This window comes from Protofrankia sp. Cj3, assembly GCF_917627355.1.
In the GTDB taxonomy this organism is placed as follows: domain Bacteria; phylum Actinomycetota; class Actinomycetes; order Frankiales; family Frankiaceae; genus Protofrankia.
The window spans coordinates 1-11341 of record NZ_CAKJTR010000154.1; the positions used below are offsets into that span (position 1 = coordinate 1).

Below are 11341 nucleotides of genomic sequence, written 5' to 3' on the forward strand. Positions count from 1 at the left end.
TTGAAGCAGGATCCTCTCCCGGCCCATTGTGGACTCGATTTCGGGCTTCCTTGATCGGATATAAATTCGCCAGCAGCGCTACGGGAAATGGTTGGCGGATTAGGATGTTGATCGACGTTGTGATTGGCGGCTTCTCGGTCGTTTGCGGGCACACCGAGGGCCCAGATGTGCTTCGAGTCGGCGGGCCAGGGTCCTGTTCGGGCGGCCGTGGGGCGGGGAGGGTCGTGCGACGGGCACGTGCGGTAGCAGCAATGTGACTTTCTGATCGTAGGGGTAGGGCGCGCAGCGCGGCGAAGGCTGTGGTGAGTCGGTCGCCGCAGCCGGTACTGCCGCATCCGCTCATACGTGATCTCAGAGCGCAACCAGGCGTCGGCCCCTCCGAAGCCATCTCTGCCGCGCTCGCCGGCACGCCCTGGCTGCCGCTCCCTGCCCGGCAGCCCCTGCTGCAGCCATTGGATCAAATAGCCACTGAATGGACACAACAGGGCAAGGACACGCTTCGCGGGCCGAGAGAACGGACGCGCAAAGGCGAGTGGGGCTACCGGCGCACGGCCAGCGGATATCGTAGTGACTGTCCTCGCGTTCGTTCGGGAGGAAGGGCAGCCGGCCGCACGCGCGTGGATCTCTGCCGTCGAATCGCCTACGGTCGCCGATTTTCATACTCTGTCCGCCGGGATGCTGCGTGGGGGAAAGGTGTCGCACCGGACTTGTTCATCAGCTGAGAAGATCGATTTCTTCATCTCTTATACGGGAGCCGATCAGGCCTGGGCGGAGTGGGTCGCCTGGGAGTTGGAGACGGCGGGCCGGACGGTACGGCTGCGTGCGTGGGATGCGGTGCCCGGTGAAAATATCGTGACGTGGATAAGCTTGCAGCAGGAGGCTGCGGAGCGGACCATTGCGCTGTGCTCGCCCTCGTACTTCGCCTCGAGCTACTGCATGATAGAAATGGCAGTTGCACTCCGCCGTCAGGCTCTGATTCCGCTTCGAATTGCATATTGCGAACCGTTGGGGCCGCTTCGTGCAATAAACTGTGGAACGTTGTTCGACCTCGACGAGAGTGCTGCTCGCCATCGCCTCTTGCAGGCCGTCGGTTTGGTGGAGGGTGGGCGGACACCTACGGGCGGGTTTCCAGGGGCGCCGACGGCGGGTAACGATGACGCCGGCCGCCCGTCATTTCCGCGAAGCTTGCCGCGGACGTGGAACGTCGCAGCGCGGAACGTGTGGTTCGTCGGCCGGGAAACAGTGTTGTCTGCCTTGCGTGAAAGTTTCTCTTCGGCGGCTTCGAACCGCGTTGCCTCGCACGTTCTCACTGGTATCGGAGGAGGTGGCAAGACCCAGCTTGCGGTAGAGTACGCCTATCGTTTCGCCGCCGATTACTCATTGGTATGGTGGGTGCCCGCGGAGCAGCCGGCGACCATCGCCGAGGCGTTTGGCGCCTTGGCTGACACACTTGATTTGGCTGAGGACGGTGACCTTCAAAGGCGTGCGCGGCGGGCGTTGGATCGTTTGCGGGAACGTTCAAATTGGCTGCTCGTATTCGACAACGTTGAAGAGCGAAGTGTGCTGGCTGAGTGGTGGCCCAGCGGAAGCGGCCACGTTCTGATTACCGGCCGCAGCCGGGCCTTGAGGGAGTTCGGGGAGACCACGGAAGTCTACTGCTTCACTCCGGGCGAGTCGCTGTCGTTATTGCACCGTCGCGTCACCCACATGACGGGCGACGAGGCCATCCGAGTCGCAGGAGCGCTGGGTCACCTCCCGCTCGCGGTTGGCCAGGCAGCCGCATACCTCTCGACCACGAGGATGACTCCGCACACCTACCTCGTCCTACTGGACAGAGCGGTTTCCCATGCCTTCGCCGAGAGGCCGACAGACTACCCTACTGGTCTGCTTGGCTCGGTAGCAATGACCATGGACCGACTGGAGCAACGGAATCCCGTAGCCGTCGAGATGTTACGCTGCGCGGCATTCCTGGCGCCGGAGCCCCTCCCGCAGTCTATTCTTTCGGCGATGGTTCGACCAAGTACAGAAGCGATCGTCGCCATAGCGGCTATGCTGTATTCTATCGAATCTTTCGGGGTGGCCCGGATCGAGAACAATACACTCCACCTTCACCGGCTCACCCAGGCGATCATCCGCGACGGGTTGACCGCAGCCGAGCGGACGCGAATCATCGGCCGGACGCAGAGCCTGCTCGCCGAGGTTGCTCCGCCCGATCCGGATAGGCCTGACGCATGGCCTAGTTACACTGAGCTCGCCGTACATGTCAAGGCTCTCTTCGAACACGTGGACGACGGTGGGCGGCGCAAGTTCCGTACCACTGTTCTCAACGTCATCGACTGCCTTACGCGTAGCGGCCAGTATACGGCTGCCATGGACCTTTCCAAGCGAGTCTTCGACATCTGGTCCGGGTTAGACGGTTCAGACCATCCCGACGCGCTTCACGCCGCATACCGGTACGCAGACGCCCTACGCCGAACCGGTAAGTTCGGTGAGGCGGAGATTTTAGACCGTGACACCTACGAACGGCGTCGGCGGCTCCTCGGACAGGGACATCGAGATACTCTGCTGTCCGCAGACGCACTCGCCCTCGACGTGCGTGGTGTCGGTAACCGTCCAGCCGCCCGTGACTGGCACGCACAAGCACTCGACATGGCCCGGAAAACTCTCGGCTATCGCGACCCGCAGACCTTGGAGTTGGCTGGTAACTTAGCCCTCGACCTCTACGGCCTGGGAGAAACGGAGGCCGCGCGGGTATTGGACGAAGAAACCTTGGAGTTGCGGCGGGCTGTTCTCGGAGAGGACCACCCACGGACCCTCGCCTCAGCCCGTAACCTCGCTCACGATCTCCGTGATCTTGGCGGATATGCTGAGGCTCGAGCATTGGATCAAAGTACATTCGATATATCACGCCGCGTCTTGGGCCCTGACCACCCTGACACGCTCCTCGCTGCGAGCAGCCTCGCCGTCGACCATTACGCGATGCATGAATATGAGGCCGCCCAGGCGCTACATCAAGACACCTTGCACCGGTCTCGGCGAATTCTCGGAGAAGATCACCCTGATACCTTGCAGGTTGCGAACAGTCTCGCGGTCGACCTTTACCGCATCGGCGATGTTGCCGCCGCATACGAATTGCACTGCGATACCCTCGACAGGCTGCGTCGGACACTCGGCAGAGACAACCCGCTAACCCTCCATGTTGCGCACAATCTCGCTCGCGACATCCACGGCCTCGGTCGGTACGGCGAAGCTTGTGACCTCTGGAAGGACACGCTCGAGCGTCGCTGTCGCGTCCTGGGCGCTGACCATCCGGAAACCCGGCGGACGGGGCGCCGCCTTCGGGATTGCGACTGTTCGTAGCTTTTTTTGTCGGGATTTGAGCGAGGCGTCCTTGGCCAATGCAACCCTTGAGCTATTCAATCCTCAAAGCCGGCAGGCAGCGGTGTCCGCTCCGGTCATGTCACTGTTCAATTCTGCTGCTGTGGCCTGCTTGCGGTCTTCGGCCACACTGGCCGAAAGAAGTGCAGGGCGCCGGACTCGCCGCCGGCGGCGACCCAGCTGCCATCCGATGCGAGCGTGACAGCGACCAGCCCTGCGTCCAGCGTGAGGTGTGCCGCCTCCGTGCCCTCACGGAGGTTCCACAGACGCAGGGTATGGTCCAGCGACACCGATGCCGCCAACTGCTCATCTCCGCTCAGCGCGATGGCACCGACCCGATCTGTGTGCTTCCGCAGGTGGTGGTGCCATTGGTGGTTCCGCAGGTCTAGGACGCTCAGGGATCCCCGCCATGTGTCGTCGACTGCGCACAGCGCGATGCGGCCCTGTCGTCCTATGACGATCTTTTCAACCGAGTTGAACGGGCCGTCCACCCGAGCGAGCTGCTCGAATGTCTTGAGGTCCCAGATCCGCACACAGCCATCGTTGATGCCGCCAGAGAGCACCGTCCTGCCGTCTGGGCACATCGCTACCGTCTCCACCACATCGGGGTGCGCATCCCACACCGCGAGTCCGGCTCCGGATGCCACGTCCCAGACTCGTATAGCCCGATCCAGCCCGGCCGACACCACGACCTGCCCGCCCGGGGTGATGGCCACGTCCGTCAGCAGGCTCGAGTGCCCGTGGAGGGTACGCAGCGGGCGTCCAGCCTGCAGGTCCCACACGATGACAGCCTGGTCGTAAGCCCCTGAGACGGCATGGGTTCCGTCGGCGCTCACTGCCAGCGCACAGACCTTTTCCTGGTGGCCTTCGAGGGTACGCAGCAAGCGGCCAGTGGACAGCTCCCACAGTCGGAGGGTGTAGTCCTCCGCTCCCGACAGTACTTTGCTGCCGTCTGGTGACACGGCCACCACCCAGACCCCGCCGTCGTGCCCGGCCAGGGTCCGCAGGTGGCGACCGGACCGGGGATCCCATACCTGCACGGTGCTGTCGTTGGAGGCGGAGACCAGGAGCCCGTTGCCAGGGCTTTCGGCGAGGCCCCGGACAAAGTCGGTGTGCCCGGTTGGCAGGCTCTCCGCACCTGGGCGGTCGAGCGCCCACACACGCGCGGTGCGGTCGATGCTGCTCGACACCACCACATCCGCCGTGCGTGGGAGCGTCAGCGCATTCACGCCGTTGGAATGCCCGGTAAGCGAGCGCAGGCACTGGGCGGATGGCATATCCCACACACGGACCGTTCCGTCCTGTTCACCGGTGATTGCCAGGTTGCCGTCAGGGGAGAGAGCGACCGCGTTCACCTGCGCCAAGGGACCGGTACCCGGGTCGAGGCTGGCGAACACCGCCCCAGTCTCAAGATCCCACACGTGTGCGCTGCCGTGTTCGCCGGGAGCGAGAGCCAGTCGCCCGTCGGCCGTGAGCGCGACGTCCTGGCCAGTCAGGTTCGGGCTACTCACCGTTTTCAGCAGGTTGCCTGCGGGGAGGTCCCATAGCCGAAGCGTCCCATCCCATGATGCGGACGCCAGCCGGTGCCCATCGGCGGAGGTGGCGAGCCCCCGGACATGGCGGACGTGCCCGCTCAGGGTGGCGACACGGGTGCCTGTGTCGAGGTCCCAGACCTCCAGCGGGTGGTCCTCGCACGTCACGAGGACTGATAGGCCTGAAACTTTCGAAGATCCAGGAAGTCTCGAAAATAGTGAAAAGCCGAATAAGGACGATTTGTCGTTGCCGGCACCGGCGATCGCCACCGCATCACCGGAGATCCCCGGGTCGTCGATACGAGCGAGTCGTTCACCCCTGTTGAGGCTCCATATGGCGACACTGCCATCGCTCAAGACGACAATATGACCGTCGTGGGTGACGGCGATGGCGCGGGCGGACCCGATGTCCGGACCTGATGTGGCTGTTCCACGGGTCAGGTCCCAATACTTGACCGTCCCGCCTCCATCGGTGGACATAGCCCGCCGCCCGTTGCCGGTGACCGCGATCGCGTCCACGGAGTTGTCGTGCCGTCCCAGCGTCGCCAGCAGCTCCCCTGAGTCCAGGGACCATACCTTCAGTTCCCGGTCGGCAGTGACCACACGATGCCCGCCGGGAAGCACACAGAGTGCCCCGACCTCGTCGGTGTGCTCGGTCAGGCGCATCGACACTTCGCCCGGGCCGATGTCCCAGACCAGCACGGCTCGGTCCCGGCCCGTAGAAACCAGACGCTGCCCGTCCGGGGTGAAGGCAAGACAGCGGATGAGAGAGGTATGCCCCGGCCGGGTTGTCATGACTGCACCGGAAGCCAGGTCCCACAGGCCGATCGACCCGTTGACGATCCCGAATGCGATGGTGCGGCCATCGGGGGAGATTGCCATGCTCTCGCCGACCATGTCGTCGTGACCCAACGCCGCCAGATCTTCCCGGCCCAGTACCCGCAACTCGCGCCCTGACGCGAGGTCCCACAGCCGCACGGTATGGTCCCAGCCGGTGGATATGGCCCGCCGCCCGTCCGGTGTGACCGCGATGGCACGGACCAGCCGGGAGTGGCCCTTGAGGAGCGCTCGGCGTCGGCCCGTGGCCACGTCCAGAACCGCGATCGGGTGATCTTCACACACCGTCACCGCATGGCGCCCGTCCGGGCTCATCGCCAGCGCCAGAGCGGACAGCGCGGGCGGCGTCAGCGTGCGCACCAGGGTTCCGGTCCGTATATCCCAGACCCGTAGCGTGCCGTCCTCGGACACCGAGGCGGCCCGTGTCCCCTCCGCTGTAACGGCGACGGCACGGACCAAGTCAGTGTGCCCAACCAGCCGGCGAAGCAGTTCCCCCGTCCCGAGGTTCCAGACCCCTACGATGCCACGTCCCATGGGGGCGACGGCCAGGCTCCCGTCGGCGGCGACCGCCACGCTCTCCGCGCCCCAGTCACCGGTCGGCAGTGTGCGCAGCAGTGACGGGGAGGAACGCAGGCTGGGGCGCAGCGGGCGCAGCCATGTCCGCCCGTGCCACGTGGCAGCAGCGTCAAGCAGCTTGCGTAACCCGGTCGTGTCGTCTGTCGCCGCATCCAGTCGCAGCAGAAGCTGTGCGGCAAACTGGTCCGGGTCACCTGCGAGGATGTGGGCGCAGGTATCGATGGCCCCGCCGATTGCAGAAAGGCCGGACGGCCGGGTGGCGTCGCCACCTTCGCCCCCAGCTCCAGGCATGCCCGCCGCCGCCATGAGGAGGATTATCCTCGCGGTCTTCTGCTCCGTGGCCGGTTCCCAGCCCTGCCCACGCCGGCCAGTCGATCATTTGCCACTCCCCGTATAATAGCCGGGACTCGAATAGGTACGCCGCCGCTGTGGCTAACCTGGATTACGTCCATATCGATGAGATCGTCAGGGTGAGTGGATGCCCAGAGCCATACCGGTGTTCCGCGTCTTCGTCAGTTCTACGTTCGGTGACCTCAAGGGGGAGCGCAACGCCCTTGACAAGCGCGTGTTTCCAAAGTTGCGAGACTTGTGCGCGAGTCATGGTGCGGAGTTCCAGGCCATAGACCTGCGTTGGGGAATCTCCGCCGAGGCATCGGTGGACCAACGTATCGTGGAGATCTGCCTGAGCGAGGTGGACCGCTGCCGCCAGGCCACGAGGCGGCCCAACTTCCTGCTTCTCCTGGGAGATCGCTACGGCAAGAGCCTGCTACCGCCGGCCCTTGATGCCGAGCCGTTCCGCCGCCTGCTCACACGACTTACACAGGACGACGCGAAGCGCGCCAACCACTGGTACAAAGAGGATGCTAACGCCGTTCCCGTGGTATTCGTCCTGCAACCCCGGCGTGGCCGGTACCGAGAGGGCAAGGCGTGGCGTGTTGAGCAGGACAAGTTGCAGGTCGCCCTGCTCCGGGCCGCCGAGCACCTGGCCGAGGCCGCTGTGCTCGAGCTTCTCGGCACGTCAATCACCGAGCAGGAGACCGCCCGCGGGATCCCGGTGGGCGGCCCGGACATCCCCGGTGCTGTCTTCGTCTTCCGCCGCATGCTGGAAGGGCTCCCGCAGAACACGTCCGCAGGCAATTACCGCGACCTGGTCGAGGGCGAGGAACGCCTGGACACCCAGGCGGCTGATTCTCTGCGGCGGTTCCACGACGACGTCTATCGGCGCCTCGATGGCTGCCAGGCCGTTACCGAATACAGGGCGGTCTGGGATGCCATGGCGGGCGGCCCGACAACGGAACATACCGACCAACTGTGCAGGGACGTCTATGACGCACTGGCCGGGGCGATTACCGAAGAACTGCGCCTCGTGGCGCAGGTCGACTCGCACCAATCGGAGGAGCAGACCCACCACGACTTCGGCGCCGAGCGTCGCCGGAGCTTCACCGGGCGCCGGGACGAACTCGACGCCATCAGCCGGTACCTCCGATCGGACACCGCACGACCGCTGCTGGTCATCGGGGACCCCGGGATCGGCAAGACAGCCCTGTTGGCCGAGGCGGCGTACCGGGCTGGCGCCCAGGCTGGTGGGCGGCCCGTCATCGCTCGTTTTATCGGAGCGACCCCGCGCTCGGCGGACCCACGCACCCTTGTTGATGACCTGCGCAGGTCACTGCCCGGCCTCGCGGGCAGGGCCGAGGACACCCCGCCAGTGGGCCTGCCCGCACTCGCCGAGGCGTTCCGGGATGCGCTGGCCGCCGTGCCACCCGGATCGGGCCTCGTCCTCGTCCTGGATGCATTGGACCAACTGGCCGGGGCGCCCGACCTCAGCTGGCTGCCCTCCGAACTGCCGTCGGGAGTACGGGTAGTGCTGTCCGCGCAGCGGGGCAGCGCCGCCGAACACGCCGCCGCCGAGCTTAGGGCCATCACGGTACACCTGGGTGCACTACCAGCCGGGGAGGGTGACGAACTGCTGAGCCGATGGCTGGGTGAAGCCGGGAGAGCCCTGACGGAGGACCAGCGAAAAGAGGTGACCAGTCCTTTCGCCGAGTATGGCAACCCGTTGCACCTGCGCTTGGCGTTCGAGGAGGCACGCCGGTGGGCCTCGTACACGCACGTCCCCCCGGGCACACTCGCCTCCGACGTCCCCGGCATCCTCCGGCAGTTGCTGGACCGGCTGGAATCGGAGCACGGACCCGCTTTGGTGCGCCGGGCGCTCGGCCTCCTTGCCGCGTCGCGGGACGGGCTGAGCGAAGGGGAGATGCTGGATCTGCTCTCCGGCGATGGGGCGGTTCTCGGTGAAGTCGGGCGCAGGATGCCGAAGTCTCCACCTACGGAGGGGAGACTCCCGCCGATCCTGTGGGCACGCCTGCACGCGGACCTGGAACCGTACCTGAACGAACGCCGGAGCGAGGGTAGGGTGCTGCTCGGCTTCTACCATCGGCAGCTCACCGAGGTGGTTACTGCACGTTACATGTCTGGGGAGGACGCCGCTGGCATGCACCGTTACCTGGCCGAGTACTTCGCCGCGCAACCGCTCGACCTCGTGGACGGGGCGCGGTCCGTGGCGAATACTCGTAAATTGCATGAGCTTTCCTACCAGCAGGCTTACGGTGGCTGCTGGGATGACCTGCATGCTACCCTCACCGACTTCCGCTTCCTCCAGCGAAAAATCGAAGCGATCGGGGTGGAGGAACACACCGGCCAGCAGGGCCATGTCGATGTCACTCACACCGGGGTCTATGCGCTTCAGGATGACTTCCAGCTGGCTCTCCGGCTGTGGCCGGAGAAGGAGACAATGTGAGTGCCTCGGCGGGGGGCAGCGCCTCGCTACCCATTGACACTGCCGCTGCCCGGCGCAGACTCGCCCACATCGCCCGCGCGCTGCGGCTCGAGTCGCACATACTCGTCATCCACCCGGAACTCGCCTGGCAGCAACTCGCCAACCGGCTCCAGTGGAATCCCGAGGCCGCCGTCCTGGTCCACACCGAATCACGGGACCGGGCGGGCGCAGGTCACGCCGCACGCCTGCTGCCCCACCTGCGGTTGCGCACCCGTCCCCGCGAGTCGGAATCCCTCCTACGCCGCCTCGACCATGGATCCGACTGGCTGTCGGCCTGCGCCCTCGTCCCCGGAGGAGACTTACTGGTATCGGCCTGTACGGATCGGACGCTGCGGGTGTGGGACACGGCGACCGGCCGTATGGCACGGATACTGGGCGACATGCCGGCGGCTCCCCAAGCGTGCGCGGCCACTCCCGACGGGGGGTTTGTTCTAGCGACGACCGGCAATCCCGCCGGAACTCTTCACGTTTGGGAGCTCCGTACCGGCGCTCAGATTGCCCACGTCACCGCACACCAGCCATCCTGCACCGCTTGTGCGGTCCTGCCGGACGGGAGCGCGGTGCTGACGTTCGGCACCGACGGCCGGATCAGGCGGTGGACACTGCCCGACCTCCGCCTCGTTGGGGACCCAGACTCGGCACCGGAGCCGCTGACCTGCGGGGTATTGAGTCCGGACGGGACCGTCCTCGCCTACGGTGGGCGCCAGGGTATGGTGTACGTGCGCGGCCTCGCCGCCGGCAGTCCCGTGACCAACCTCCTGCACGGGCACGGCGTCCCGCTGACCGGGTGCGCGCTCGGACCGGGCGGACGCCCGCTCGTGACCAGCGGTGAAGATGGGCGGGTCGTCATCTGGGATCTCGTCACCGGACGCGGCACCGACATCTCTCCGTCCCCTGCGCCGGCCATGCATTGCGCCCTCACCGACGATGGTTCCCTGCTCGCTACGGCTTCCGACGACGGCCGCGTCCACCTCTGGGAACTACCCGCTCTCACCCGCCTCGGCGTTCTCGACGCTCACACCGCCATGGTCGTGGGCTGCGTCCTGTCCTGCGACGGTAGGACGGTGGCGTCGGTTAGCGCGGACGGCACAGTGTGCCTCTGGGACGTGGCAGCTGCCATCGGCTCGACGCGCGGTGGACATACCGGCTTGGTCGAACACTGCACCTTCACCGGTGGTGGCACTGTGCTGCTCACGGCCTCAACTGACGGAACGGTGCGCGGCTGGGAGACTGCGACCGGGGAGGAGACCGGTCCCGTCATGGAGCATCCCGGCGAAACCGTGCGTCTACTCCAGCACGGAGACAACCTTGTTCTCGCTGCAGGCGAGCAGGGCACCGTGCTCATGGCCGAAAACCTCCTCGCGCAGGTGCCCCAACCCGGTCGGCGCGAGTTGCCGCAACTCCCGCTGACACCTGTCGGCATCGGTGAACACGGGGCACAGGTATGGGGACTGGCCCCGTTGCCGGACGGAAACGTCGTCACCGCAGGACTCGATGGGGTGTGCCGGGTCTGGGACCTCCGCCTACGTACCGAACGCTTGCACTATTCCGGTGGCGGCTCCTCCGTCCGGGCATGTGCGACTGCCGCCGACGGCTCCTTCGTGGCCTCGGCGGGCGCCGCGAGCCAACTCCACCTTTGGGATCCCGTCTCCGGCGACGCACTGGTCACGGTAGACGCGCATACCACCGGGATCCGCACGGTCACGGTTGGATCCAACGGCACTGTGATCATCGGAGGTACGGACGGAACTGTTGCTCTTACCGGCCCCGACACACGGTGGCAGCCCAAGGTGCTCGGCTGCCACGAGAGGAGCCAGGTCACCTCGGCCCTTTGGGTGGCCACGCTTGGCGTCGTCACGGGTGGTGTCGATGGAACCCTGGCGCTGTGGCCGGCCAGCGCAGCAGAGGGAGGATGGTACCGGCAGGCCCACCGGGGTTCTGTGCTCTGTCTCGCCGCATCTCCCTCGGGCACGGTCCTCGCCACCGGCGGGGCCGACCATATGCTGCTGCTCTGGGACAGCGAGACGGGCCACCCACTGGCCTGCCTGCCCTGCGCAGGTCGAGTACATGGAGTCGCCTTTCACCCGTACGAACCTGTTATCGCCTGTGCCGGGGATGGCGGGCTGGTCTGTATCGCCGAGCTGATCGGCCTGCACGTCCGCTGGTAGGTGTCCCTGGG

The 11341-nt window shown here is 65.9% G+C and carries 4 protein-coding genes; 3 read left to right on the forward strand and 1 reads right to left on the reverse strand.

Features of this window, described 5'->3' with window-relative positions:
- The first annotated feature begins 567 nt into the window (after positions 1-567).
- The gene (gene fxsT, locus MJ783_RS17940) at positions 568-3360 is read left to right on the forward strand and encodes an FxSxx-COOH system tetratricopeptide repeat protein (RefSeq protein WP_239311787.1); all 2793 of its coding nucleotides are present in this window, start codon (positions 568-570) and stop codon (positions 3358-3360) included.
- A 107-nt stretch (positions 3361-3467) separates the two neighbouring features.
- Here fxsT and MJ783_RS17945 read toward each other — a convergent pair whose 3' ends face one another.
- Entirely contained in the window at positions 3468-6629 is a 3162-nt protein-coding gene (locus MJ783_RS17945; RefSeq protein WP_239311790.1) for a WD40 repeat domain-containing protein, read from the reverse strand.
- Between the two features lie 172 nt (positions 6630-6801).
- Here MJ783_RS17945 and MJ783_RS17950 point away from each other — a divergent pair, with 172 nt between their 5' ends.
- Together MJ783_RS17950 and MJ783_RS17955 are read left to right on the forward strand one after the other, a co-directional pair.
- Positions 6802-9123, forward strand: coding sequence for an AAA family ATPase (locus MJ783_RS17950; RefSeq protein ID WP_239311792.1), 2322 nt, complete (start codon positions 6802-6804; stop codon positions 9121-9123).
- Positions 9120-11330 carry a WD40 repeat domain-containing protein gene (locus tag MJ783_RS17955; protein WP_239311794.1) on the forward strand — a complete coding sequence of 737 codons (2211 nt, stop codon included), beginning with the start codon at positions 9120-9122 and terminating at the stop codon, positions 11328-11330. Before MJ783_RS17950 ends, MJ783_RS17955 begins: the two co-directional genes overlap by 4 nt.
- The last annotated feature ends 11 nt before the right edge of the window (positions 11331-11341 follow it).